Here is a 23,540-nt window from a genome sequence, read left to right as displayed (position 1 = left end):
TCAGGCTCTCCCGCGCGCGAGGAACGCAACGTCCTTGATGAGTTTCGAAATTCCCTGGAGGAAGAGCAGCCCCGCGCCGATGGGCATCATCAGCTTGACCGACCAGTACTGGACGCCCCATTCGGTGAACGAGTGCTCGTTGTTGTTGATCGCGTCTGCGGCAAAACGCCAACTCGTCCAGAACAGGACCCCGATGAAGATGAAGAAAAAGACGGACGTGACGATGTCGGCCGCGGCTTTGCCGCGCGGCGAGAACTTGGTGTAGATCACATCGACGCGAACGTGCTGATCTTCGCGGTAGGCGTAAGCGCCGGCCAGCATGTATTGCATGCCGTACATCAGGAACATGCTTTCGTGCACCCAGTTGGTCGGCGAGTTGAACACAAATCGCGCAATCACCTCGTAATAGTAGACGAACACCGAAATCACGGCCCAGTAGGCTGCGAACTCGCCAACCCGGATGTTCAGTAGTTCAATCTTGTCGGTAAGCCGGGTATGCACGGCAAGGGTGGGATCCTCTCCGGTACCCTGCTGATCGAGATGTGGGGGAGCCTCCGCAGCAGGGGGATGGAGCCTGCGCTCGGCGGCCTCACTTTCGGATGCACGCCTCACAGTGCCCGGCAACAGCACCGCATCGGTCAGCAGCATCGCCGCCATCAGAATCGCGAGCCACCGCGAGTAGCCGCGCCACCGGTCGAGATCGGCCTGTGCTTGCGCGAATTGCTGTTCGGCGGCAGAGCCTTCGCTCTGGGCTCTTTTCAGCCTTTCGGTCATCCGCGGCGTGGCCGACACATTCGGCGGTATCTCCGCGCGCCTGATGGCGGTATGCGATCTCTCGACGGCGGCGCGAGTGCGCGAGACGTCTTCGCGACGGTCGCGCATTTCATCATTCGTATAGAGGATCGCAAGGAAGACCGGAATGAAGATGAGGCCCCACATGTTGCGGAGATAGAGGCGGTGCAGCCCCATGAAGCCGGCGCACAGGCAGAACACGTAGGCGATGAACAATGATGGACCTTGCGGGGTCCCGCGCTGCTTCTGGCGCTTGACGAAGTACATGGCTAGCAAGGGGAATACGATCAGGGTGCCCCAATAGAGCCAATGGGGCAGCACGAAATTCAGACTTGGCATCGAGGCCTCGGTAAGAGTGGGCTAAGGCAAAGAGACGATTGGAAAGAGCCTTTTCGACCCCCGTCGAAGGAGGCATCGAAAGTGCCTCCTTCCGCTTTTTTCGATCAGATCGAGCAGACCTCAAAGATCGAGCTTTTGGCCCTGGTACATCTCGGGGGTGACGTAACCGAAGCTCGGAGATTCCATGACTTCAAGCTGCGCCTTGAAAATGCGCGCCGCGTCCTTGTCCTTGTTGGCCCATTTGAACCAGATCGGGACCGCGACTTTCTGGAATTCCTCAAGATCTTCCGCTGGAAGGCGATTGATCTGAACACCTGCCTTCTCGAACTTGCCCCAGGCGTCCATGTCGGCCTTCTGAATCGCGCCATGGTGGAGGGCCGAATAGGCCTCGATCTCGTTCTCTACCCAGAGCTGCATCTTCGGCGACAGCTTGTTCCAGTGGTTCAGGCCGACGCAGAAGTCCATCAGGTCGACCGGCTGATAGATCGACTCCAGGCCGGGGGGACCCATCCAGATGTATTTCGCGACCTGTTGGAAGCCGAGGTCCCAGTTGACCGCGGGGCCGGTGTAGTCGGCCGCCTCGATTGTGCCCTTCTCAAGGGCCGAAAACACTTCGCCGCCCGGCAGCAGGGTTGTCTTCGCGCCGATCGCGGCAAAGCCCTCGGCGATCATGCCGCCCGGCACGCGCAGCTTCAGATCCTTGAAATCCTCGATCGACCGGATCGGCTTTTTGGAGTGAATGATATTGGGACCGTGGTGAATGCGACCGACATACATCAGCCCCTGCTTGGCAAATACGTCACGCGCAAGCTTCAGTCCGCCATTGCCGTAGAAGAAAACGTCCCATTCATGGGGATAGCGCAGCCCCATCAGATAAGACGACAGGAATGCCGTGGCAGGCACCTTGCCGGCCCAATAGAGCGTGAACGAGTTCATCGCTTCGAGCACGCCGTTTTTCACGCCGTCCAGCAGCTCGAAATCGCCAACAACCTCCTTCGCGGCGAATGGCTTGAACTCGAGTTCGCCACCGGTCTTTTCCTTGATGGTACCGCACCACTGCTTGAACGTGGCCAGCCCCACACCGGCCGGCCATGAGGTCTGCACCTTCCATGTCGTCGTCTCGGCAGCTTCGGCGTCGCGAATGTAGGGCGCGGCGACGGCAGCCGTGCCGGCCGCGACAAGAAACTTGCGACGGGTGGTCTTTGGCTTGGTGGTTCCGTGGGTCATGGCATCCTCCCTTATGGTCGCCGTATTCCGCCCTTATGGGCGGTTTCTCTTGCCGCTTAAGACTAGGATCAGCGGCTATTCACGGCTTCCACGGACGATGGCGGCTGAGCAAAATCGGCCCAGCCGGGCGGTGCTCACTTCCTCGCGAAGTCCGGAGACCTCTCGTCCCGCGCCGTTTCGACCATGCTAGGGTCGACTGGCGGGCCGGGACAAGCCAACGCGAATTGCAGGATTTACAACCTTAGTCTAAGCGCGCTTATTTTCGCCGTTGCTACAGGCAGTTGCGCACACCCCCGCAGGAGACCACTCTGTGAAGAACATCCGCGCCACGCTCGCGACCGTTTGGCGAATCGCCATCCCCTATTTCCGATCGGAGGACAAATGGGCCGGCCGCGGCCTGCTCGCCGCCGTGATCGCGATGGAGCTGGCGCTGGTCGCGATCAACGTCCTCGTCAATCAGTGGCAGAACCGGTTCTACAGTGCACTCCAGGCCTACGATCTGGAGGAGTTCGTCAAGGAGATATGGATCTTCCTCGGCCTCGCCTTCACCTTCGTCGCATTGGCGGTCTACAAGCTCTACCTGAACCAGTGGCTGCAGATCCGCTGGCGGCGGTGGCTGACGCGACACTATCTCGGCGAATGGCTCGACGGCGCCACGCACTATCGCATGCAGCTCAGGGGCGAGGCCGCCGACAACCCGGACCAGCGTATCACCGAGGACGTCAAGACGTTCGTCGAGCAGACGCTCACCATCGGCCTGGGTTTGCTGTCGTCGATCGTGACGCTGGCCTCGTTCATCGTCATCCTTTGGGGCCTGTCCAACAAGGCGCCCCTGCACATCTACGGCACCGATCTCGTCGTCCCCGGTTTTCTGGTCTGGTGCGCGCTGGTTTATGCGATCCTGGGCACGGCCTTGACGCACTGGATCGGCGTACCGCTCGTCAATCTCAATTTCGAGCAGCAGCGGTTCGAAGCCGATTTCCGCTTCAACCTGGTCCGGGTGCGCGAAAATTCCGAGCAGATCGCGCTGTTGAAGGGCGAAGCGGCCGAGCGCGGGCGCCTGTTGCACCGCTTCGGATTCGTCATCAGCAACTGGTACGCGATCATGAGCCGGACCAAGCGCCTCACGGCGTTCACGGCGAGCTATCAGCAGGCGGCGGTGGTCTTCCCCTATGTGATGGTGGCGCCCGCCTTCTTCGCCAAGAGGATCCAGCTCGGCGACATGATGCAGACCGGCTCGGCGTTCGGCAGCGTGCAGGATGCGCTGTCGTTCTTCGTCACGGCCTATCGCTCGCTCGCCGAATGGCGCGCGGTGGTCGCCCGTCTCGACGGCTTCGAGATGTCGGTCGGCGCGGCCGCCAACATCGCGGCGCACGAGCCGACCATCGGCGTGGTGCGATCCGGCGCAAGCAAGGCGGTCGCGCTCCAGCACTTGCTGGTGAAGCTGCCGAACGGCGCACCTCTGGTCACGGCCGATGCTTTCACGATCCAGCCGTCTGAGCGGGTGCTGGTGACCGGGCCGTCGGGCTCCGGCAAGTCGACGCTATTCCGCGCCGTCGCCGGCATTTGGCCGTTCGGCACCGGAACGATTTCCATCCCCGAGAAGGCCCGGCTGATGATGCTGCCGCAGCGGCCGTATTTCCCGGTCGGCCCGCTCGGGGACGCCGTGATCTACCCCGCCGAGCACGGCACGATCGCGCCGGACAAGATCAAGGAGGCGCTAACGGCGGTCGGCATGCCGCGGCTGTCGAGACGGCTCGACGAGGAAGGCCACTGGAACCGGACGCTGTCACTGGGCGAGCAGCAGCGCCTGGGGCTGGCTCGCGCGCTGCTGCATGCGCCGGACTATCTGTTCCTCGACGAGGCCACCGCCTCGCTCGACGAGCTGTCCGAGGCCCGGCTTTACCGGTTGCTGGCCGAGAAGCTGCCGCAGGCGACCATCGTCTCGATCGGGCACCGTTCGACGCTCGACGCTTTCCACACGCGCAAAGTGGCGATGGTGGAAAGCGGTGAGCTCCACGTTCTCGGCAGCAGCGGCGAGCCGGTCGAGGCGGAGCCGACCGCCGCGCGCTGAGAGTTGGGGCGCTGAAGCTTCCACGTCGTCATACCCGGGCATAGCCGTCCAAGGGACGGCGTCGCTTACGCTCGCCTGTGTCCCCGGCATCCACGTTCTTTGCGCGGCTACGTGGATGGCCGAGACAAGCCTGGCCATGACGAGTGTGCAACTGATACCCCCAAAGCAAAAAGGCGGCAGGTTGTCCTGCCGCCCTTTCAGCCAAGTCTCGGGAAGAAACTTACTTCAAGTTGGTCATCGCCGTCAGGTCGAACGACAGCTTGGCGATACCGGCCGCGCCGCACCAGTTGGAGCCGACGCCCGAAGGATTGATCGGGGTCAGGTCGGTACCGGAGCTCGCAGTGATGTTGCCGCGCGCGGAGAAGTCGCTGGTGAAGGCGTTGCAGTTACCCTTGGAAAGATCGGTGTCGGAGTAACGCAGGTCCAGCGTGAACACCTTGTAGGTGAAGCCGATGCCGATGTTCCAGGTGTTGTAGTCGGCATATTTGATCCCGTTCGGGAAGGCAGCCGTGCCGTAGAAGCTGTCGGACGTGCCCAGCCACTGACGGCCGAACTCACCCGAGACATACATGCCGACGCCGCTCGAACCGAAGATCGTGCTGGGCGCGATGTACTTGCCGGTAATCGAGGTGTAGTTGCCCCAGGCGCCCGAGTTCAGGTAGCTCGGAGTGTAATATTCGTTGACGCCGAATGCCCAGTTGTCATTCACCGTGTAGGTCATCTTGCCGTAGACTTCGAAGAAGCTCAGGTCCTTCTTGATCACGTTGCCGTTGATCAGGGCCTGCGAAGCGCACTCGGCGCCCTGGAAGTTACCCGCGAAGTCGAAGCCGTTGCCGCCGAAGAAGCAGCTCCCACCCGGATACAGGTAACCCCAGACACCGATGTCGAAGGCGAAGGCGCCGAAGGTCGGACGGATACCGCCATAGACGTCAATCTCGGCCGCGGCGCGGTTCGGGAAGGAGATGCTCTCACCGGACACGCCGACGTAGAGCTGGAGGTCCTTGGTGACGTTGTAACGCGGCTCGAAATAGGCCGTGACCGACGGCTTGTGGTTCGACTGCGTAATACCGCGGAAGATGTAGTCGTTCATGATGCCGCCGCCGAAGGCGACGTCCCACGGTTCAAAGGCAGGCGGCGGCGGAGCCTTCAATGCCTTCACCGGCAGATCTGCCGCCAGAGCCGAACCCGTCACCATTGCCAGCGCCGTTGCCAACAAAGTCACTTTTTTCATTACGATCCCCATCACCAGTCTTAAGCCCCGTCAGGTCCGAAAGCCCCCAAGGGCGCGATACCTGACCGAAAAATGACAGTCACAATCTGGAGCGGGGGCAATTAACCCGGAAGCAAAAATCACGGGCAACTGCTGACTTTTTGGGCGTTCAAGCCTTTCCACGAAAGGTTGTTGCGATGTGTTGCACCCCGAACACAGCTTTTGCATTCCGCCCTGCGTCCGGTCCCGTGGGGTTACGGACATCGCGAAGCTGTGGGGACTTAAGGTCACGGATCAACCAGGAGCATGATTCGGCGCCGCTCCCTGCGATGCGAAAAGGCCGCAGCGTTGGCTGCGGCCTTCCTGTCTGCACGTCGTTCCGGAGGATACGGGACGGACTACCCCTGACCTTCGGCCGGCGTCGAATCCCCTGACGAAGGCATCGCCCAGCTTGTTTCCGGTGCGGGCTCGGGAGCCGGAGCCTCCGTGGGTGGCGGCGCCTTCGGAGTCGGAGCAGCCTTCGCGCGCTTCTTGGGCGCAGCTTTCTTCGCGGCCTTCTTGGCAGTCTTCTTTGCCGCCTTCGGGGCGGCCTTCCTGGCCGATTTCTTTGCAGACTTCTTCGCTGATTTCTTGGCGGCTTTCTTCGTCGCCCTCTTCGCGGTCTTCTTCTTCGCCGCTACAACCTTCTTAGCCTTTTTGGCCTTCTTGCTTTTCTTCTTCTTCGCCTTCGCCATCGTGGTCCTCCTGTTGCCGCCGAACAATGGTCGATCGGGCGTCTTCAGTCGTCACCTCGGGACGCAGCGCCGCTCGACTAGTTCAATGCCGGCCGCGAACCGCCCGTAGCCCAATCGAGAAGCTCAATCGTGTGCACGACCGGAACTGACGTGCCGCTGGCAATCTGCACCATGCAGCCGATATTGCCCGCGGCAATCATGTCCGGCTTGACGCTCGCGATGTTGGCGACCTTGCGATCGCGCAACCTGCCCGCAAGGTCGGGCTGGAGAATGTTGTAGGTCCCCGCCGAACCGCAACACAAGTGGCTCTCCGGCACATCTTTCACCACGAATCCATTCTTGGAAAGCAATTCTTTCGGAAGTCCAGTGATTTTCTGGCCGTGCTGCAATGAACAAGCGGAGTGATAGGCGACGACGATGTTGTCAGCTCGCATGGTCGGCGCGAGGCCGAGGCCGGCGACGTACTCAGTGATGTCCTTGGCCAGCGCGGAGATCTGCGCCGCGTCGGCAGCGAAGTCGCGATCCTCGCGCAGGAGATAGCCGTAGTCCTTGATGACGGTGCCGCAACCGGACGTCGTCACCAGGATGGCGTCGAGCCCCTCCCCCGTCGCTTCCGCGCGCCATGCCGCGACGTTGGCTCGGGCGCGGGCGAGCGCATCGTCGTCGCGGCCGAGATGATGGGTCAATGCGCCGCAGCACTGCTCGTCCTTGACCAGGACGACCTCGATGCCGTGCCGGGTCAAAAGGTTGATGGCGGCCTGGTTGATGCGTGGCGCCAGCACTTGCTGCGCGCAGCCCTGCAACAGCGCGACCCGGCCCCGTTTCTTGCCAAGAGGCGCGAACACGCTGCCGGCGGCAGGGCCCGGCGACGGCAGGCGGTTCGGGGCCAGCGCCAGCATCGCCTGGATCCGCTGGATCAGTCCCGGCGTGGGCGACGGCCGCGGGGTCGGCAGGAGCACTGTGAAGGGGCGCGCCAGCCGGGCCAGCCACATGCTGGCGCGGAAGCGCTGCGGGTCCGGCAGGACAAAGGCGAGCACCGCGCGCAACAGCCGCTCGGCCAGCGGCCTCTGGTAGCGCTGCTCGATCCTGACCCGGGCCTGGTCGACCAGGTGCATGTAGTGCACCCCGGACGGACAGGTGGTCATGCAGGCGAGGCACGACAGGCAGCGGTCGATATGCTTGACCACCTCCGCCGTCGGCGCCAAGTCCTTCTCCAGCATCTCCTTCATCAGGTAGATGCGGCCGCGCGGGCTATCGAGTTCGTCGCCGAGCAGCACATAGGTCGGACAGGTCGCGGTGCAGAAGCCGCAATGGACGCAGGCGCGCAGGATCTTGTCGGCTTCCGCAATGTCGGGGTCGGCGAGCTGCGCGAGTGAGAATTCGGTCTTCATGCTGCAGCGCCCCGCGTCAGCCGTCCACGGTTGAGGATGACTTTCGGATCAAAGCTGGCGCGGACCCGCTCGCTCAGGGCCGCGATGCCTGCCGGTTGCGGATGGAACACGTCGACATTGCGCCTGACGTCGTCGGCCGCCCGGACCAGCGTGGCGTGCCCGCCGAAGGCATTGACGCGGTGACGCACGATCGGCGCGTGCGCATCGCCCTTGGGCGGCAGCGCCGCCCAGATCAGCCCACCGCCCCAGTCGTAGATCACGTCGCCACCGGTCTCGCGCCCCAATTGCGCGCCGAGCGCGCCCCCCGATGCCGGCGGGCAGACGATCCGCCAGACCGGCCAGGCGCCGAGCGTGCCATCTGCCGCGAACGGCAGGACGTCGCGGATCGTGGCCCACAGCGCCGAGGACGCCGCATCCTCAACGAGGGTCGCGGCTCCAAACGGCGCCAGCAACTCGCGCAGCGAGCCTGCGCGGTGAACGGCAGAGGCCTTGATGCCCTCGAGCCGCAGCACGGTCAGCGGCTCGCCCTGGCTCGCAATGTCGCCAAGCCCTTCTGTCCTGCCGCGGAACGCCGATTTCGGCAGATGCGCTGCACCGGAGACGTCATAGGGCGAGCCGAGCGCCGCGGTCATGGCCTTGTTGGCGGCGGCATCGTCGAGCCCGCGCAACAACAAGGTCCGCTCGGCCTCCGGCTTCGGCATGACCTTGAGCGTGACCTCGGTCATGACGGACAGCGTGCCCCAGGAGCCCGCGAGCAGCTTGCAGAGATCGTAGCCGGTGACGTTCTTCACCACCTTGCCGCCGGTCTTGAAGCTGTCGCCGAAGCCGGAGACGGCGTGCGCCCCCAACAGGTGATCGCGCGCCCCGCCTGCCCTGATGCGGCGCGGGCCGGCGAGGCCCGTGGCGATCATCCCGCCGATGGTGCCAAGCGCCGGCGTGCCGAGGAGCGGGGCCGTGTTCATCGGCTCGAAGGCGAATTGCTGGTTCTTGGAATCGATCAGCGACAGCACGTCGGCGACCGGCGCACCGGCGGCAAGCGTGATGATCAGCTCGTTGGGCTCATAGGAGGTCACCGCGCTCAGCGCGGACACATCGAGCACGGCATTGGTCGCCATCGTGTGCCCGATGGCGCGCTTGGTGCCATGACCGATGATCTCGAGCGGCTGCTCGTTGGCAATCGCCGCGCGCACCGCCTCTTCGACGTCTTTGGCGTCTCTGACCTTGAGCGTATCCACGGGAAAAGGCGGTAGCGAAATTTACGTCGGAAATCAATTCGACGCATGGCAACAGGGCCTCGGAGCGTTGCGGCTGGGGTGGTGCCGCCCCTCATCCTGAGGAGCTCGCGGAACAGGGCTCTCGAAGGATGAAGGCCGAACTGCAACCACCGGGCTTTCGTGGTTCGAGATGACCGCGGAGCCTTTCATCGGGCCGCGCTTCGCGCGGGACCCGTTGGCGGCCTCCTCACCGTGGGGATCTGGATGGTAACCCGCATTGGCCCTGGCTGGGACATTCGCACTTCGATCAACATCGAATCATTGACGCGCAGACTTCGCTATCTGTCGAACTGTCCCTTGCGGGTTGCCGGGTTCGCCACGCCCGCGGGGTCCTGCAAGCGAGGAGTTCCACCATGAGCCAACAGACAATGAACACCATCCACGACGTGACCAGCGGCGGCGGCCTTCTGGTCGTGGCGCAATGGGAAGCGAAGACCGAGGAGGCCGACCGGGTCGCCGGGATCTTGCGCAGCTTCCTCCCGGAGGCGCAACGCGAGGAAGGCGTGAAACTGTTCCTGATCTCGCGCGCCAAGGACAATCCGGCCCAGTTCCTGTTCTACGAACTGTTCCGCGACGAGGCGGCCTTCAAGGCCCACCAGGAGAGCGCGCATTTCAAAACCTACATCGCCGGCGAAGCGCTGCCGCTGCTGGCGAAGCGGGAGCGGACTCAATACGGGCTGCTATAAGTGCCTTGGAGGGAAGAGCTTGCGTCGCGAGCCCTTCCCTCCGCAGATCCCCTAGAATCGCGGGATGTCCGGAAACGCCAGCTTGCCTGCATGGACATGCATGCGGCCGAGCTCGGCGCAGCGATGCAGGGTCGGAAACACCTTGCCGGGGTTGAGCAGACCCTGCGCGTCGAAGGCGCATTTCAGCCGCTGCTGCTGGTTGAGGTCGATCTCGGTGAACATGTCGCCCATAAGGTCGCGCTTCTCGATGCCGACGCCGTGCTCGCCGGTGAGCACGCCGCCAAACTCGACACAGGCGCGCAGGATGTCGGCGCCGAAGGCCTCGGCGCGCTCGATCTCGCCCGGCTTGTTGGCATCGTAGAGGATCAGGGGATGCAGATTGCCATCGCCGGCGTGGAATACGTTGGCGCAGCCGAGCTGGTATTTTTCCGAGAGCTCCCGGATCCGCGCTAAGGCCTTTGGAAGCGCGCCGCGCGGGATGGTGCCGTCCATGCAGAGATAGTCGGGCGAGATGCGGCCGACGGCCGGGAATGCCGCTTTCCGGCCCGCCCAGAACAGGTTGCGCTCTGCCTCCGAGGTCGAGATCTGGCAGGTGGTCGAGCCGCAAGCGTTGGCGATCGCCTCGACGCGGCCGATCAATTCGTCGACCTCGATGGACGGGCCGTCGAGCTCGATGATGAGCAGCGCCTCGACATCGAGCGGATAGCCGGCATGGACGAAGGCCTCCGCGGCGTGGATTGCGGGCTTGTCCATCATCTCCATGCCGCCGGGGATGATGCCGGCGCCGATGATCCGCGCCACGCATTCGCCGGCCGCCTCGACCTGCGCAAAGCCGACCATCAGCGCGCGCGCCGTCTCCGGCTTTTGCAGGATGCGCACCGTGATCTCGGTGATGACGCCGAGCAGCCCTTCGGAGCCGGTGATGACGCCCATCAGATCGTAGCCGGGATTTTCCGCCGACTTGCCGCCGATGCGCAGGATCTCGCCGCTCATCAACACGATCTCACAGCCGAGCACGTTGTTGGTGGTCATGCCGTATTTCAGGCAGTGCACGCCGCCGGAATTCTCCGCGACGTTGCCGCCGATCGAGCAGGCGATCTGCGACGACGGATCGGGCGCATAGTAGAAGCCGGCATGCGCGACCGCCTGGCTGATTGCCAGATTGGTGACGCCGGGCTCGGTGACGACGACGCGATTGTCGAAATCGATCTCGCGGATGCGTTTGAACTTGCCGAGGCCAAGCAGCACGCCGTCCTCGAGCGGCAGCGCGCCACCGGACAGCGAAGTGCCGGAGCCGCGCGGCACCACCTTGAGGCCGTGGGCTGCACAATATTTCAGGATCTGCGAGACCTGCTCGGTCGTATCCGGCAGCACCACCACCATCGGCGGCTGCCGATAGGCGGTCAGGCCGTCGGATTCATAGGCCCGCATCTCGGCGGTGCTGTCGATCACGCCCTCGCCGGGGACGATTGCGCGCAGCGCGGCAACGATCTCCGCGCGTCGCGCGAGCACGGCCTGGTCGGCTGCCGGCATCATGATGGCCATTGGACGTTCCTTCCGGCTCCGCGCCGTACGATCGATTTATCGGGACAAATCAAGCACGTCCGCGGTGTTTTGGGTAGGCCATCCGAAAGTTGGATCGGCAATTGCGACCGAGTTCGCTCTGAGACAAGTAGGGAACCGTGAAACCTGTCATGGTTTCGTGGCTTGTCCAAGCCGCACGGGCCATGCCAAAACCGGAAAGGCCCCGACGACGCCGACCAGCCATGAGCCCCACCACAGGGAAGAGACGAAGAGCACGCGATGAAAAAATTGACTTTTGGCGCACTGCTGACCCTCACCGTGACTGCCACTGCGCCCGCCGCGATGGCGCAGGATGCCGCGGCCGGCAAGACATCGTTCAACAAATGCTTGGCCTGCCACGCGATCGGCGAAGGCGCCAAGAACAAGGTCGGCCCCGAGCTCAACGGCCTCGACGGCCGCAAGTCGGGCACCGCGCCCGACTACAACTATTCGGATGCGAACAAGAATTCCGGCATCACATGGGGTGAGGCGCAGTTCAAGGAGTACATCAAGGATCCCAAGGCCAAGATCCCCGGCACCAAGATGGCGTTCGCCGGCATCAAGAACGAGAAGGAGATCAACGATCTCTGGGCCTATGTGTCGCAGTTCGACAAGGACGGCAAAATCAAGAAGTAGCTGAGGTAGCGAGGCGGCCGCTAATCGGCGGCCGCCTGCATCGCGACAATTGCACCGATCATCGTCTCGATTTCCCTCTTCACGAGATCCGGCACCGCGTTCTGCACCATGTGGCCGAGACCGGGCAGCACGATCAGCTTCGCATTCGGCACCATCGCGGCGAACGGGCGCGCGTGGATGTTGGTCGACACGGTCTTGTCTGGCTCGCCGGCGATGATCACGGTCGGCGCCGAGATCTCACGATAACGCGGGGCTTGCGCGGCCACCGACGCCTTCAGCGTCACCAGATCGACGGCATTGGCGATGAACTCGCGCGGGCGCAGCAGCAGCGGGGTCGCGGAATCCCTGACAAAGCCGTCCGGCATCACCTGCGGCAGGAAGACGTTGCGCGCACCGGAATCGGCCAGGACATAGCCGAGCGGCAGCGTGATGGTGTAGGCGAGCAGCGGCCCGATCACCGGCATTGCGATCAGCTCGTTGTAGCGGCCGACGCCGCCGCGCCAGGGATGGGTCACCGGCGCCAGCATGACGAGGCCGGCGACGCGCTGCGGATGATCGAGCGCGAGGCGGGCGCCGAGCGCTCCGCTCCATGAATGCACCACGAAGATCGCGCGCGCGATGCCGAGCCTTGCCAGCGCCTCGTCGATCATCCGGGCCTGGATCTCCGGCGTCGAATCCCGCCGCCGCGCCCGCGTGCTCCAGCCGTGGCCGGGACGGTCGATCAGGATGACGCGATGGTCCTTCGCCAGGAGATCGCCGAGCGGGCGCCGCATCGCTTCGAGATTGGAGCTCGCCCCGTGCAGCATCACGATCGGCGGGCCGGCATCGCGCGGGCCGATATCGACGACGTGAAGCGTCGCACCGTCGACCTCGACCATCCGGCCCTGGGGCGGAAAGGCGCGCTGCACGGCGAGGACGCCGGCTTGCGTGGCGAGCGCCAGCACGGCCAGCGCCACCACGACTGAAAGCACGATCATGAAGAGATTCCGGGCAATCTTGGGCACATGGCAGCTACGGGTCTTGGACGCGGCAGTTTCGCTCCGAGTGGCCGGCGACCTCCACACGAAATACCGGGCCTGTGGATATGTGCAAAATTGCCGCCGGGAAAAAACCAATAGAATCAGAGGTCTTCGGCGCCCGCGCGCAAGCCTCGGGACAGCTTCATGCGTCCGTCATGGCGACTTCCATATAATCGCCACGGTCGGTTCGGCCATCTAGCGACGGATGGGCGCCGATCCTCCTCGCAATCCACAGGGACGCGGGAAAGACCGGCAGGATTGTCATGGTTTGAACCGGAGGATTTTCGATGAGCGTTAGATCAAACGACACCGCGATCGACGAGATCGTCGCGAGCTGCAACGGCGACCTGCGCGGCGCGGTCCGGGCGCTTCTCCTGATCAACGAACATCTCGAGGCGGAGCTTGCAAAACTCTATGCCGCAGCCGCCGATCGCAGCCTCGCCGAACGTGGCACCAGCGTCCTGCACTAGACCGTACAATCGGGCTAGTTCGTACTGTCCTCGTCCTTTTCGTCGTCGGGAGTGACCGCGGGGCAGGCACGAATGGTCGAGCGCGCAAGCTTGGCGTCGGCCTTGGACGTGTACGGACCGTCTCCGAACCAGATGTCGCCTGCGATGACCGGGTTACTGGTCACGATGTCGCATTTGCCGGTGGCGCGGTTACCGACCACCCAGAACAAACCGTCGGCCAGACCTGCCATGCCTGACGCCAGCAGCAACGCACCTGCCAAGATGAAACGATTCATGGCTTTTGCTCCCGCCATGGACGTACGCCCGCGGCGTCAGCAACAATAGTCCTGACGAAGCGCACCCTGGAATCGTAGTTAACGCCCGCGCGCCGCAATCGCTCGAGAACGGCTCGATTTGTCGGCTAGATGTCGCGACCCTCGACTTTTTCGGTCAGCGCCTTGACCTGCTCAGGGACCTTGTCGAGGTGCGGATTGATCGCGAGCGCTTTGCGATAGGCATCGAGCGCGCGCTTCTCGTCGCCGATCTCCTGCATGATCATGCCGAGGCCCGCGAGCGCGCCGAAATGGCGGGGCTCCCGCATCAGCACCTGCTGGATGTCGGCGAGCGAACGGCCGTAGTCGTTCTGCATGTAGTACAGCGTGGCGCGCCGGTTCCAGGCCTCGATATAGTCGGGCCTGAGCTTGATGACGGCATCCAGCAGCTTGATCGCAACGTCGATCTTTTGTGCGTCCACCGCGGCCTTGGCCCGGGTCATCAACAAAGCGGCAGTGTCGCTCGGGGTCTGCAGCCAGATGGCCCAGATCCGCGCTTCGACATGCTTGGCGCTGACATCGTCGGGGGCGGCCTTCAGTGCGCCGAACAGGAAATCGAGATTCTTGCCGCGGTCGACCTTGGGAAGCTTCGCCGGCGCTTCAGGGAGCTTCTTCTGCTTTCCGGGCGGGCCGACCAGATCATCCTGCGCGACGGCGGGAGCGAGAATGGCGGTTCCGGCCAGAACGGCGGCCAGACACAAGGTACGTGCGAACGAGAATCTCACAGCCATGGTGAAAGTGTAAACGCGCAAAGCCGCCCTTGCATAGCAAGGACGGCGTCAAAGTCCTGTGAGACCGGGTCTTGCGGGGCGCGCGGAAAGCGCGTCCGGGGCAAAATCAGCCCTGGCGCGCCTTGAAGCGGCGCTGCACCTTGTTGATCACATAAACCCGGCCCTTGCGGCGAACCAGGCGGTTGGCGCGGTGGCGACCGCGCAGCGATTTCAGCGAGTTACGGACCTTCATGGCAGAATCCTGAACGTTCGAAAGGCCGTTTTCGGCACTACCGTTTCGGCACGCGCGAATGTGGCAAAATGGGATTTTTCCCGCCGGCGGGCCGACCGCCCGGGACGGGGCGGTTTCTAAGCCATGGCGGGACCGGATGTCAATGCGATCGGCCCGCCGGCGAGTGATTAACGGGGGAATTGGGCTGAAACGGCCCCAATCGGCCCGCCCACGGCCGAAAACGCGACCAGCTTCGGCGTCCCGAACCGACGCTTGCCAAATTCGTTATATCATATAATCAATTTGCGACCTCGGGAGGAAACCAATGCCGAAATTGAAGCTGCCCAATATCGACGACGTTGTGGCGATCGACATCCACACTCACGCCGAGGAGCCCTGCGGTTGCCATCCCGATGACGGCTATGACGACTTCCAGGCGCAGATGGCGGAGTATTTCAAATCGCCAAACAAGCATCCGCCGACCGTGCCGGAGACCGCGGCCTATTACCGCTCCAAGAACATCGCCGCCGTGATCTTCCCGGTCGACGCCGAGCGCGAGACCGGCTTCCGCCGCTACAACAACTACGAGATGCTGGAGGTCGCCTCCGACCATCTCGACGTCCTCATTCCCTTCGTCTCGATCGACCCGCACAAGGGCAAGCTCGGCGCGCGCGAGGCGCGCAAGCTGATCGAGGAGTACGGCGTCCGCGGCTTCAAATTCCATCCGACCATGCAGGGCTTCTACGCCAACGACCGCATGGCCTATGCGCTCTATGAAGAGATCAACAATGGCGGCGCAATCGCGCTGTTCCACACCGGCCAGACCGGCGTCGGCTCTGGCATGCCCGGCGGGATGGGCATGCGGCTGAAATACTCCAACCCGATGTACATGGATGACGTCGCGGCGGATTTCCCCGACCTCAAGATCATCCTCGCCCACCCCTCCTTTCCCTGGCAGGAGGAAGCGCTCTCGGTCGCGACCCACAAGCCGAACGTCTATATCGACCTGTCCGGCTGGTCGCCGAAATATTTCCCGCCGATCCTGGTGCGCTATATCAACTCGATCCTTCAGGATAAGATGCTGTTCGGCTCGGACTGGCCGGTGATCACGCCGGACCGCTGGCTGTCGGACTTCTCCAAGATCGACATCCGCGACGAGATCCGGCCGAAGGTGCTCAAGGCCAACGCGCGCAAGCTGTTGGGGATCTAACGAAGGAGTCAACGTGACGATCAAAGCCGTCGTCTTCGACGCCTACGGAACGCTCTACGACATCCAGTCGGTCGCGGAGGTCACCGAAGATGCGTTTCCGGGCTACGGCGAGATCATCACGCAAATCTGGCGCATCAAGCAGCTCGAATATACCTGGTTGCGCTCGCTGATGCGGCGCTACCAGGATTTTACCGCGGTCACACGCGACTCGCTCGCCTATACGCTGCGCGTGCTCGGCCTCGCCTACGACAGCGAGGCGTTCGAGCGCGTGATCGAGAAGTACCTGCATCTCGACCTCTATCCGGATGCGGCGGCCGCGCTTGCAGCGCTCAAGCCGTGCAAGCTCGCCATCCTCTCCAACGGCAGCCCGGACATGCTGGGCGCGCTGGTGCGCAACTCCGGCCTCGACCGGCTGCTCGATGCCACGATCAGCGTCGACGCGAAGAAGATCTTCAAGCCGAGCCCGGCGGCCTATGAGCTGATCGGCGAGACGCTCGGCACCGAGCCGGGCGAGGTGCTGTTCGTCTCATCCAACCCGTGGGATGTGGCGGGCGCGAAGGCGTTCGGGCTGAACGTCGCCTGGATCGAACGGGTGACGCCCGAGGCCATGGCGCTGGCTTGCGTCGAGAACGAACTCGTGGCACCGCTCACCATGTTCAAGGCGATCCGGACCCAGATGGATGAGCTTGGGTTTGCGCCGGATCACCGCATCCGCGCGCTTTCCGAGCTGCCCGGGATCGCTGCCCGCCGGTAAGTTCGGAATGAGCAGTCTGGAATGAGCCTTCAATCCGTTCGCGCCTTCTTCGCCGAGAAGGCCCCCGATATCGCCGTCATCGAATCCCCGATCAGCTCCGCAACGGTGGCGCTGGCCGCCGAAGCCTATGGCGTCGAGCCCGGACGGATCGCCAAGACACTGTCCTTGCGGATTGGCGAGCGCGTGATCCTGATCGTCGCCGCCGGCACGTCGCGTATGGACAACAAGAAGGTCAAAGCGCAGTTCGGCGGCAAGCCGAAGATGCTGGGGCTGGAAGAGGTCGCCGACATCACCGGCCACGAGGTCGGCGGCGTCTGCCCGTTCGGGCTGAAGGCACCGCTGCCGGTCTATTGCGATATCTCGCTGAAAGCGTTCGACGTCGTGGTGCCGGCCGCGGGCTCGACCCATAGCGCGGTTCGCATCACGCCCGACCGGATGGCCGAGCTGGTCGCGGCTGAATGGGTCGACGTCTGCGAGCACCGACCCTAGAGGCCTCTAGTCATCCTCATCGTAATAAGATCGTGGCGCCGGCGGAGGCGCACTATTGTAGTTATTATAGCGCGGCTGCGGCGCGGCGCGATTGCGCGGTACCGGCTGCTGCGGCTGGGTCTGGTTGTTGGACTGGAACACCGCCCGACATGCACTCGAGAGCTGCTGCGTGTTCTGCTGCAGGCAGGCCACGATGCGGTTCGTGTCCGGAATCTGGTCGCTGCACAGGCGCCACACATCGGGCGTGCAGGCCATCTGCTGTTCCATTGTGCCGCGATATTCTTGTGCGAATGCTGCGCCCTGCGCGACGATGCCGCCGATCGCAAGCGCCACACCCAGCGCCATCCGCTCTGTTCGCATGTCCCGATCCTTCCCGATTCCCTCAAATAGTCTTCAATCAATGAGGCGCGGGCAGGTTCTGGACCAACAACAAAACGTGAAAGCGCCGTTGGAACCTATTCCACCCGACCGATCTTCTTGACCGCCGCAATCAGCCGCGCGCTGTCGGTTGCCACGAACTGTGTGAAGGCCGGCGCGTCCTGATAGGCGACGAGACTGCCCGAGGCCTCGAACGACTTGAGTACGTCCGGGCGCGTCATCACCTGCGCCATCGCCTCGCGCAGCCGGGTCGCGATCGGCGCCGGCAGCGCGCTCTGCGCGAACAGGCCGGCCCAGATGTACATCTCGACATCCCTGTAGCCGAGCTCCTGGAAGGTCGGCACATCGGGAAAGCTGGCGATACGCTGCGCGCCGCAATTGCCAAGGACGCGCAGCTTGCCGTCGTCGACCTGCGGCTTCAGCGTGCCGGGCGCGGCCGCGATCGCCTGCACGGTGCCGCCGAGGATCGCGGTCAGTGCGGGCCCTGCGCCGCGAAACGGCACGTGCAGCAGCTTGATCCCGGCGCTGTTTGTGAACATCTCCATCGCCACGTGCAATGTGCCGTAAGGACCGGACGAGCCATAGGTGATCTGGCCCGGGCGCTTCTTCGCATCCTCGACAAAATCGTGCGCAGTCTTCCACGGCGCGGAGGCCGGCACAGCGAGCAGCGTCGGATCGGCAAGCACGCGCGCGATCGGCATGAACTGCGAGACTTCATAAGCGACGGGACGGTCGAACAGCCGGTCGGCTTCCGGCAACACTGCGAGCGAGGACAGCGTCATCAGCAGGGTATAGCCGTCGGGCTCTGCGCGGGCGGCCGCAGCATTGCCGACCGATCCGCCGCCGCCTCCGGCGCGGTTGTCGACGATGACCGGCTTGCCCAGGATTCTTTCCAGCGCCATGGCCACCGGGCGCGCGGCAAGATCGGCCTGGCCGCCGGCCGGGAACGGCACGATCATGGTGATGTTGCGCGATGGATAGGCTTGGGCGAGAGCCGGACGCGAGATCACAGTCTGTGCAAGCGGCAATGCTGCGGCGGCGCGCAGCAAGTCACGGCGGTTCATCGGCGGCTCCCCCAATATGATTTTGTTATTGGGGGGAGAGTAGCGGCTCTCGCCGAGTCGGCAAAGTGGCTTGTGAGGAAATGCCGTCTCAACAGTCTCCGTCATTGCGAGCGTAGCGAAACAACCGCAGGGACCGATTGGATTGCTTCGCTTCGCTCGCAATGACGAGCCCGATGATACAGCGTCCGCTCTACAACGCCTTCCCCCCTTTCCTCGCCCGCCGCTTGCAGGTGCCCGGCAGTTTCGCCGCGAGAAAATCGCCGAGCACCTCGACGCGCGCGGGGCGCGGACCGCCGGGCGGCGTCACCAGATGCACGGCGCCTTCGGCCTGCTTCCAGTCCTTCAGGATCACTTCGACCTCGCCGGAGGAGATGGCGTCGCCGACGATGAATTCGGGAAGCTCGGCGATGCCGAGGCCGGCGATCAGCGACGGCATCACCGCTTCGCCATTGTTGACGCGGAGCTGTCCGCCCGGCCGCACGCTGGCCTGCTCACCTGCTGCATTGGTGTAGTGCCAGACATTCGGCGTCGACAGATAGGCGTAGCTGAAACACTTGTGCTGGGCGAGATGCATCGGATGCGTCGGCCGGCCGTGACGCTTGAGATAGGATGGCGCGGCCACGGTGAAGCGTGGCATGGTGAACAGCCGCCGCGCGATCAGCGAGGAGTCCGGCAGCCGCGCGATGCGCACCGCCATGTCGAACCCCTCGCCGATCAGGTCGATGGTCGCGTCGCTCAAGTGCAGATCCACCGAGACCTCCGGATAGGTCTGGAAGAACTCCGGCAACAGCGGCGCCACCGCCTTGATCCCGAACGTCATGGGCACAGCAAGCCGAACCAGCCCGCGCGGCGCCACCGATTGCGCCAGCGCCTCGTTCTCGGCCGCCTCGCCGTCGGCGAGCAGGCGCGTCGCGCGTTCGGCGAGCTTGTGCCCTGCATCGGTCAGCGCGAGCCGCCGCGAGGTGCGGTTGAACAGCCGCGCGCCGAGCCGCTCCTCCAGCCGCGTGACGGCCTTGGACACCGTCGCCTTGGACATCGCGAGCTCGCCGGCCGCCGCCGCAAATGACCGTAATTCCACGACCTTTGCGAAGATCGCGAGCGCCTCGAAATCGGGGAGTTTTGCCATGGGGACGATCCAATCGTTCAACTTAAGGAAACAATGCGTTTCGACAGTTTCTATTTCTATACCACAGGCGAACGCATATCCAATAGCCCATCGCAATTTCATGGACTGGAGAAATCCAATGACCAAGAAGCTCTCAGGCAAGGTTGCCCTCGTCACCGGCGGTTCGCGCGGCATCGGCGCAGCATCGGCCCGCGCGCTCGCCGACGAAGGTGCAGACGTCGCCATCAGCTATGTCGCCTCGCCCGAAAAGGCGGAAGCGGTCGTTGCCGAGCTGAAGGCCAGGGGCGTGAAGGCACGCGCCTTCAAGGCCGACCAGGCTTCCGCAAAGGACGTCACCAAGCTCGTCAACGATGTGGCGAAGGAGTTCGGCCATCTCGACATTCTCGTCAACAATGCCGGCGTCGCCGCCGCCGGCGCGATCGACGACGCCAATGCCGATGTGGACGCGCTGGCGCGCCAGGATGCCATCAACGTGCATGGCGTGATCGCGGCGATCCGCGCTGCTTCGCAATTGATGGGCGAAGGCGGCCGCATCGTCACCGTCGGCTCGATGCTCGCCGACCGCGCCTCGTTCCCGGGACTTGCCGACTACGTCGCCACCAAGGCGGCAGTCGTCGGCTACACCAAGGGCGCGGCGCGCGACCTCGGTCCGCGCGGCATCACCGTGAACGTGGTGCAGCCCGGCTCGATCGACACCGACATGAACCCGAAGGACGGCGGCGAGTTTGCCGAGACGCAGCGCAAGCAACACGCGTTGCAGCGCTTCGGCCGCCCCGAGGAAGTCGCCGCCGGCGTCGTGTTCCTCGCGAGCCCCGAAGCCTCCTTCGTCACCGGCACCGTGCTCAATGTCGACGGGGGTTTTGGCGCCTGATCCGGACCTCAACCGTTCAACCAGGGAATACACAGATGATCGAACTAAGACCTTTCGCAAAGCTCGGCAGCGCCGACCACGGCTGGCTCAAGGCCAAGCATCATTTCTCCTTCGCGAGCCATTATGACCCGAACAACATGGGTCACGGCGCATTGCGGGTGTGGAATGACGACGAGATCGCGCCGAACACCGGCTTTCCCGCCCATCCCCACGCCAACATGGAAATCATCACCTATGTGCGCGAGGGCGCGATCACCCATCAGGACAGCCTCGGCAATGAGGGCCGTACCGAAGCGGGCGACGTGCAGGTGATGAGCGCGGGAAGCGGCATCCGCCACTCCGAGTACAATCTCGAGCCGACGAATACCCGGATCTTCCAGATCTGGATCGAGCCGACGGTGCGCGGCGGTCAGCCGACCTGGGGCTCAAAGCCGTTTCCGAAGGCGGACCGCTCGGGCAAGCTCGTCACCATCGCAAGCGGGTTCGAGGCCGACACGGACGCGCTGCCGATCCGCGCCGATGCGCGGGTGCTCGCCACCACGCTGAAGGCCGGCGAGAGCGCGGAGTACGAGCCGCAAAAGGCCCGTCACCTTTACCTGGTGCCGGCGGCAGGTTCAGTCGAGATCAACGGCGTGCGCGTCAATGCCCGCGACGGCGCCGCGATTCGCGACGAGGACAGGCTGAAGATCACGGCGCTGGAAGATTCAGAGCTCGTGCTCGTCGACGCGGCGTAACTTGTCCCGGCTACCCCGTCGCTGCGCGAGCGAACAAGAACGTGGATGCCCGGGACATAGGCGAGCGTGAGCGACGCCGTCCTTCGGATGGCTATGCCCGGGCATGACATCCCCAACAACTAGCCCATCAGATCCACACAACGGAGACCACCATGACCAAAGTTCTCGTCCTCTATTATTCCGCCTATGGCCACATTGAAGCGATGGCGAATGCGGTTGCCGAAGGCGCACGCGAAACCGGCGCGACGGTCGACATCAAACGCGTGCCCGAGCTGGTGCCGGCCGAAGTTGCCAAGGCCTCCCACTACAAGCTCGACCAGGCGGCGCCGATCGCCGAGATCAAGGACCTTGCGAATTACGACGCGATCATTGTCGGCACCGGCACCCGCTTCGGCCGCATGTCCTCGCAGATGGCGAACTTCCTGGATCAGGCCGGCGGGCTCTGGGCCAAGGGCGCGCTGCACGGCAAGGTCGGCGGCGCCTTCACCTCGAGCGCGACCCAGCATGGCGGCCAGGAGACGACGCTGTTCTCGATCATCACCAACCTCCTGCATTTCGGCATGGTGGTAGTCGGCCTGAACTACGGCTTTGCCGGCCAGATGAAGCTCGACGAGATTACGGGCGGCGCGCCCTACGGCGCGACCACGATCACCGGCGGTGACGGCAGCCGGCAACCCAGCGCCAACGAACTCGCCGGCGCCCGCTATCAGGGGCGCGCGATCGCCGAAACCGCCAGGAAGCTTCACGGCTGAACTTCAGAGCGAGACGTAGCGGCTGATCGCCGCGGTGAACTGCATGGCTGGTGTGATGCGGGCGGCATTCCCCTTGCGGGAATGCCGCCCCATCTGTTGCGCTTGGAGCGACGCGTATGGCTTTCGAACTTCTCTTGATCGCGCAGATCATCCGCAGACCGGTACAGGTGCTGGCTCGGCGATGGTATTGCCGAAGCCTGTTCCGCGCCTCGCGCGGCCGGCTGCGCTGTGCCGGGTGCACGGGGTCGTGAGATGCCGGTGATCGCGGGCCGCCGTTCGTTTCAACGTGCCCTGCGCAAAGCGCGTGCCGCGAAGGCGGCAAGCCTCGGGTGGCGGCGCAGGCCCTGCGCGGCGTGGTCGCGCAGGACATAGGGCAGACCGCGCCACGACAGCGCGACGCTGACATCGGTGAGCGGCACCGGCACCGCGCCGAAGCGGCGCTTGTAATCCTGATTGCCGATGCTGAGGTCGAAGCGGCGCACGCCCTGCGCATGCAACGCCGCCATGGTGCGCTCGGTCACGAGCAGCCCGGGCGAGCAGTTCGACCAATTCTTTCCGGCGTGGCTGATGCGCAGCAGGAAGTAGGTCGTGCCGTATCGGACGCCCAGCGTGGTCGCGACGATGCCCTCGTCGCAGACGAGCGCCGAGACGATCGTGTAACCCTCCGCAACGCCCCGCCGCGCCACGGCGCGGTAGAAATGCGCATAGGCGTCGTCGTTCAGGACGAACTTCGAGCCGAGTTGATTCATGCGCTCCTGCTGTTGGACGTCCATCACGTCCAGCAACTCGCGCGCGCGATCGACATCGGTGGCGATCTCGAAACGCGCACCGGCATGGCGGCTGAAGACGCGCCAGCAGCGCGGCATCTGCATACGCTTGATCGAGGCCTGATAGTCCGCATAGTCGTCGCTGGTCAGCAAGAGATTGCCATTGAGCGAGCAGGAGCCGATGCGGCCGAGTGTCACCAGCGGGTTCGGCTTGCCGCCGACATGGGCCGGCATCTTCTTGAGGCGCAGGAGATCGAAGCGGTCCGGCAGGGCGCGCAAGCCTCGGGCCAAGGCCGCGCCCACGGCCCGTGCACCGGCCGCGTCCATCGGGGCGTCAAGCGCGAGGATCGGCGCATTGTTGTCGGATACGCCGAGATCGGCGAACTCGACGACGCGGATGCCACGCCTGACGTGGCTGATCATCGGCACCACCGCAATGTCCTTGCCGGTGACGGCATCGGAGATCACGGCGATCAGCGGCGCGAGGTCGTCAAACGCCTCGTACCAGGCGCCGAGCCAGTAACCGTGCTGAAAGGGGGTGCGGTGCCCTGCTTTCAGGCGCAATGCGGCCTGCGACCAGTCACGCACGAAATCGACTGAGATTTGCGACGTGCCGGACACCCGACCATCTAATTGCTCGACGCTGAGAGACGCCATTCGCGGGGCATACAGTTACTGAATGTTTCCAGATAGATTATGTTTTGTCGCAGCTCACAAGCGACGTAGC

The 23,540-nt window shown here is 64.0% G+C and carries 25 protein-coding genes; 10 read left to right on the top strand and 15 right to left on the bottom strand.

Going from position 1 to position 23,540, the window contains the following annotated elements:
- Positions 1-1,131: a TRAP transporter small permease subunit gene (locus MTR72_RS08515; RefSeq protein ID WP_341510297.1), complete on the bottom strand. Its 1,131-nt coding sequence runs from the start codon at positions 1,129-1,131 to the stop codon at positions 1-3.
- 120 nt (positions 1,132-1,251) lie between these two features.
- Positions 1,252-2,358, bottom strand: coding sequence for a TRAP transporter substrate-binding protein DctP (gene dctP, locus MTR72_RS08510; RefSeq protein ID WP_280968383.1), 1,107 nt, complete (start codon positions 2,356-2,358; stop codon positions 1,252-1,254).
- 310 nt (positions 2,359-2,668) lie between these two features.
- On the opposite strand from dctP, the gene MTR72_RS08505 reads away from it, so the two are divergent.
- Positions 2,669-4,432, top strand: a complete 1,764-nt coding sequence (locus tag MTR72_RS08505) for an ABC transporter ATP-binding protein/permease (RefSeq protein WP_280968382.1) — start codon at positions 2,669-2,671, stop codon at positions 4,430-4,432.
- 220 nt (positions 4,433-4,652) lie between these two features.
- Here the strand turns inward: MTR72_RS08505 and MTR72_RS08500 are convergent, their stop codons facing one another.
- From MTR72_RS08500 to MTR72_RS08485, 4 genes are all read right to left on the bottom strand, one after another.
- Positions 4,653-5,663: a TorF family putative porin gene (locus MTR72_RS08500; RefSeq protein WP_280968381.1), complete on the bottom strand. Its 1,011-nt coding sequence runs from the start codon at positions 5,661-5,663 to the stop codon at positions 4,653-4,655.
- A gap of 377 nt (positions 5,664-6,040) precedes the next feature.
- Positions 6,041-6,376, bottom strand: a complete 336-nt coding sequence (locus MTR72_RS08495) for a hypothetical protein (RefSeq protein ID WP_280968380.1) — start codon at positions 6,374-6,376, stop codon at positions 6,041-6,043.
- A 77-nt stretch (positions 6,377-6,453) separates the two neighbouring features.
- Positions 6,454-7,767: a glycolate oxidase subunit GlcF gene (gene glcF, locus MTR72_RS08490; protein WP_280968379.1), complete on the bottom strand. Its 1,314-nt coding sequence runs from the start codon at positions 7,765-7,767 to the stop codon at positions 6,454-6,456.
- Positions 7,764-9,002 (bottom strand): FAD-binding protein, encoded by a 1,239-nt coding sequence (locus tag MTR72_RS08485; protein ID WP_280968378.1) that lies wholly within the window; start codon positions 9,000-9,002, stop codon positions 7,764-7,766. The genes glcF and MTR72_RS08485 overlap by 4 nt, the downstream gene beginning before the upstream one ends.
- A 392-nt stretch (positions 9,003-9,394) precedes the next feature.
- Between MTR72_RS08485 and MTR72_RS08480 the strand changes: the two genes are divergently transcribed.
- Complete coding sequence (locus MTR72_RS08480) at positions 9,395-9,727, top strand: putative quinol monooxygenase (protein ID WP_280968377.1); 333 nt, start codon at positions 9,395-9,397, stop codon at positions 9,725-9,727.
- A gap of 51 nt (positions 9,728-9,778) precedes the next feature.
- Here MTR72_RS08480 and MTR72_RS08475 read toward each other — a convergent pair whose 3' ends face one another.
- A complete protein-coding gene (locus MTR72_RS08475; protein ID WP_280968376.1) occupies positions 9,779-11,272 on the bottom strand; it encodes an FAD-linked oxidase C-terminal domain-containing protein in 1,494 nt (497 codons plus the stop codon).
- A 258-nt stretch (positions 11,273-11,530) separates the two neighbouring features.
- Between MTR72_RS08475 and cycA the strand changes: the two genes are divergently transcribed.
- Complete coding sequence (gene cycA, locus MTR72_RS08470; protein WP_280968375.1) at positions 11,531-11,926, top strand: cytochrome c-550 CycA; 396 nt, start codon at positions 11,531-11,533, stop codon at positions 11,924-11,926.
- A gap of 20 nt (positions 11,927-11,946) precedes the next feature.
- On the opposite strand, the gene MTR72_RS08465 is transcribed toward cycA, so the two are convergent.
- Complete coding sequence (locus MTR72_RS08465) at positions 11,947-12,903, bottom strand: alpha/beta fold hydrolase (protein ID WP_280968374.1); 957 nt, start codon at positions 12,901-12,903, stop codon at positions 11,947-11,949.
- 329 nt (positions 12,904-13,232) lie between these two features.
- On the opposite strand from MTR72_RS08465, the gene MTR72_RS08460 reads away from it, so the two are divergent.
- A complete protein-coding gene (locus MTR72_RS08460) occupies positions 13,233-13,415 on the top strand; it encodes a hypothetical protein (RefSeq protein ID WP_063704591.1) in 183 nt (60 codons plus the stop codon).
- Between the two features lie 14 nt (positions 13,416-13,429).
- On the opposite strand, the gene MTR72_RS08455 is transcribed toward MTR72_RS08460, so the two are convergent.
- The 3 genes from MTR72_RS08455 to ykgO all read right to left on the bottom strand — a co-directional run bounded on the left by MTR72_RS08455 (position 13,430) and on the right by ykgO (position 14,689).
- Positions 13,430-13,690: a hypothetical protein gene (locus tag MTR72_RS08455; protein WP_280968373.1), complete on the bottom strand. Its 261-nt coding sequence runs from the start codon at positions 13,688-13,690 to the stop codon at positions 13,430-13,432.
- 125 nt (positions 13,691-13,815) lie between these two features.
- Positions 13,816-14,457: a tetratricopeptide repeat protein gene (locus MTR72_RS08450; protein ID WP_280968372.1), complete on the bottom strand. Its 642-nt coding sequence runs from the start codon at positions 14,455-14,457 to the stop codon at positions 13,816-13,818.
- Positions 14,458-14,563: 106 nt separating this feature from the next.
- Positions 14,564-14,689 carry a type B 50S ribosomal protein L36 gene (ykgO, locus tag MTR72_RS08445; protein ID WP_006611362.1) on the bottom strand — a complete coding sequence of 42 codons (126 nt, stop codon included), beginning with the start codon at positions 14,687-14,689 and terminating at the stop codon, positions 14,564-14,566.
- A gap of 304 nt (positions 14,690-14,993) precedes the next feature.
- Here ykgO and MTR72_RS08440 point away from each other — a divergent pair, with 304 nt between their 5' ends.
- From MTR72_RS08440 to MTR72_RS08430, 3 genes are read left to right on the top strand one after another with little or no spacing between them, the layout of a single operon-like run.
- Positions 14,994-15,878 carry an amidohydrolase family protein gene (locus MTR72_RS08440; protein ID WP_280968371.1) on the top strand — a complete coding sequence of 295 codons (885 nt, stop codon included), beginning with the start codon at positions 14,994-14,996 and terminating at the stop codon, positions 15,876-15,878.
- Positions 15,879-15,891: 13 nt separating this feature from the next.
- Complete coding sequence (locus MTR72_RS08435; RefSeq protein WP_280968370.1) at positions 15,892-16,632, top strand: haloacid dehalogenase type II; 741 nt, start codon at positions 15,892-15,894, stop codon at positions 16,630-16,632.
- Positions 16,633-16,653: 21 nt separating this feature from the next.
- Positions 16,654-17,121 carry a YbaK/EbsC family protein gene (locus tag MTR72_RS08430; RefSeq protein WP_280968369.1) on the top strand — a complete coding sequence of 156 codons (468 nt, stop codon included), beginning with the start codon at positions 16,654-16,656 and terminating at the stop codon, positions 17,119-17,121.
- Positions 17,122-17,127: 6 nt separating this feature from the next.
- On the opposite strand, the gene MTR72_RS08425 is transcribed toward MTR72_RS08430, so the two are convergent.
- The 3 genes from MTR72_RS08425 to MTR72_RS08415 all read right to left on the bottom strand — a co-directional run bounded on the left by MTR72_RS08425 (position 17,128) and on the right by MTR72_RS08415 (position 19,689).
- Positions 17,128-17,481 (bottom strand): hypothetical protein, encoded by a 354-nt coding sequence (locus tag MTR72_RS08425; RefSeq protein ID WP_280968368.1) that lies wholly within the window; start codon positions 17,479-17,481, stop codon positions 17,128-17,130.
- A 95-nt stretch (positions 17,482-17,576) separates the two neighbouring features.
- Positions 17,577-18,563, bottom strand: coding sequence for a tripartite tricarboxylate transporter substrate binding protein (locus MTR72_RS08420; RefSeq protein WP_280968367.1), 987 nt, complete (start codon positions 18,561-18,563; stop codon positions 17,577-17,579).
- A gap of 190 nt (positions 18,564-18,753) precedes the next feature.
- Complete coding sequence (locus MTR72_RS08415; protein ID WP_280968366.1) at positions 18,754-19,689, bottom strand: LysR family transcriptional regulator; 936 nt, start codon at positions 19,687-19,689, stop codon at positions 18,754-18,756.
- A gap of 118 nt (positions 19,690-19,807) precedes the next feature.
- Here MTR72_RS08415 and MTR72_RS08410 point away from each other — a divergent pair, with 118 nt between their 5' ends.
- From MTR72_RS08410 to wrbA, 3 genes are all read left to right on the top strand, one after another.
- Positions 19,808-20,560 (top strand): SDR family NAD(P)-dependent oxidoreductase, encoded by a 753-nt coding sequence (locus MTR72_RS08410; RefSeq protein ID WP_280968365.1) that lies wholly within the window; start codon positions 19,808-19,810, stop codon positions 20,558-20,560.
- A gap of 35 nt (positions 20,561-20,595) precedes the next feature.
- Entirely contained in the window at positions 20,596-21,294 is a 699-nt protein-coding gene (locus MTR72_RS08405) for a pirin family protein (RefSeq protein WP_280968364.1), read from the top strand.
- Between the two features lie 152 nt (positions 21,295-21,446).
- On the top strand, positions 21,447-22,046 hold the full coding sequence (gene wrbA, locus MTR72_RS08400) for an NAD(P)H:quinone oxidoreductase (RefSeq protein ID WP_280968363.1): 600 nt from the start codon (positions 21,447-21,449) through the stop codon (positions 22,044-22,046).
- A gap of 281 nt (positions 22,047-22,327) precedes the next feature.
- On the opposite strand, the gene MTR72_RS08395 is transcribed toward wrbA, so the two are convergent.
- A complete protein-coding gene (locus tag MTR72_RS08395) occupies positions 22,328-23,470 on the bottom strand; it encodes a GNAT family N-acetyltransferase (RefSeq protein WP_280968362.1) in 1,143 nt (380 codons plus the stop codon).
- Positions 23,471-23,540: the final 70 nt, after the last annotated feature.

Source organism: Bradyrhizobium sp. ISRA442 (genome assembly GCF_038085055.1).
GTDB lineage: Bacteria > Pseudomonadota > Alphaproteobacteria > Rhizobiales > Xanthobacteraceae > Bradyrhizobium.
The sequence above is the reverse complement of the archived record's forward strand: the minus strand, read 5'-3'. Positions and strand labels throughout refer to the sequence as shown.

Excerpts from the sequence above, each read along its gene's own strand:
- MTR72_RS08515 (WP_341510297.1), bottom strand. The coding sequence starts at position 1,131 with ATGCCAAGTCTGAATTTCGTGCTGCCCCATTGGCTCTATTGGGGCACC.
- MTR72_RS08480 (WP_280968377.1), top strand. The coding sequence starts at position 9,395 with ATGAGCCAACAGACAATGAACACCATCCACGACGTGACCAGCGGCGGC.
- MTR72_RS08395 (WP_280968362.1), bottom strand. The coding sequence starts at position 23,470 with ATGGCGTCTCTCAGCGTCGAGCAATTAGATGGTCGGGTGTCCGGCACG.
- MTR72_RS08455 (WP_280968373.1), bottom strand. The coding sequence starts at position 13,690 with ATGAATCGTTTCATCTTGGCAGGTGCGTTGCTGCTGGCGTCAGGCATG.
- MTR72_RS08475 (WP_280968376.1), bottom strand. The coding sequence starts at position 11,272 with ATGGCCATCATGATGCCGGCAGCCGACCAGGCCGTGCTCGCGCGACGC.
- MTR72_RS08450 (WP_280968372.1), bottom strand. The coding sequence starts at position 14,457 with ATGGCTGTGAGATTCTCGTTCGCACGTACCTTGTGTCTGGCCGCCGTT.
- ykgO (WP_006611362.1), bottom strand. The coding sequence starts at position 14,689 with ATGAAGGTCCGTAACTCGCTGAAATCGCTGCGCGGTCGCCACCGCGCC.
- MTR72_RS08405 (WP_280968364.1), top strand. The coding sequence starts at position 20,596 with ATGATCGAACTAAGACCTTTCGCAAAGCTCGGCAGCGCCGACCACGGC.
- MTR72_RS08460 (WP_063704591.1), top strand. The coding sequence starts at position 13,233 with ATGAGCGTTAGATCAAACGACACCGCGATCGACGAGATCGTCGCGAGC.
- MTR72_RS08425 (WP_280968368.1), bottom strand. The coding sequence starts at position 17,481 with ATGCGAACAGAGCGGATGGCGCTGGGTGTGGCGCTTGCGATCGGCGGC.
- dctP (WP_280968383.1), bottom strand. The coding sequence starts at position 2,358 with ATGACCCACGGAACCACCAAGCCAAAGACCACCCGTCGCAAGTTTCTT.
- MTR72_RS08495 (WP_280968380.1), bottom strand. The coding sequence starts at position 6,376 with ATGGCGAAGGCGAAGAAGAAGAAAAGCAAGAAGGCCAAAAAGGCTAAG.
- MTR72_RS08420 (WP_280968367.1), bottom strand. The coding sequence starts at position 18,563 with ATGAACCGCCGTGACTTGCTGCGCGCCGCCGCAGCATTGCCGCTTGCA.
- MTR72_RS08415 (WP_280968366.1), bottom strand. The coding sequence starts at position 19,689 with ATGGCAAAACTCCCCGATTTCGAGGCGCTCGCGATCTTCGCAAAGGTC.
- MTR72_RS08465 (WP_280968374.1), bottom strand. The coding sequence starts at position 12,903 with ATGATCGTGCTTTCAGTCGTGGTGGCGCTGGCCGTGCTGGCGCTCGCC.
- MTR72_RS08430 (WP_280968369.1), top strand. The coding sequence starts at position 16,654 with ATGAGCCTTCAATCCGTTCGCGCCTTCTTCGCCGAGAAGGCCCCCGAT.
- cycA (WP_280968375.1), top strand. The coding sequence starts at position 11,531 with ATGAAAAAATTGACTTTTGGCGCACTGCTGACCCTCACCGTGACTGCC.
- wrbA (WP_280968363.1), top strand. The coding sequence starts at position 21,447 with ATGACCAAAGTTCTCGTCCTCTATTATTCCGCCTATGGCCACATTGAA.
- MTR72_RS08410 (WP_280968365.1), top strand. The coding sequence starts at position 19,808 with ATGACCAAGAAGCTCTCAGGCAAGGTTGCCCTCGTCACCGGCGGTTCG.
- glcF (WP_280968379.1), bottom strand. The coding sequence starts at position 7,767 with ATGAAGACCGAATTCTCACTCGCGCAGCTCGCCGACCCCGACATTGCG.
- MTR72_RS08440 (WP_280968371.1), top strand. The coding sequence starts at position 14,994 with ATGCCGAAATTGAAGCTGCCCAATATCGACGACGTTGTGGCGATCGAC.
- MTR72_RS08500 (WP_280968381.1), bottom strand. The coding sequence starts at position 5,663 with ATGAAAAAAGTGACTTTGTTGGCAACGGCGCTGGCAATGGTGACGGGT.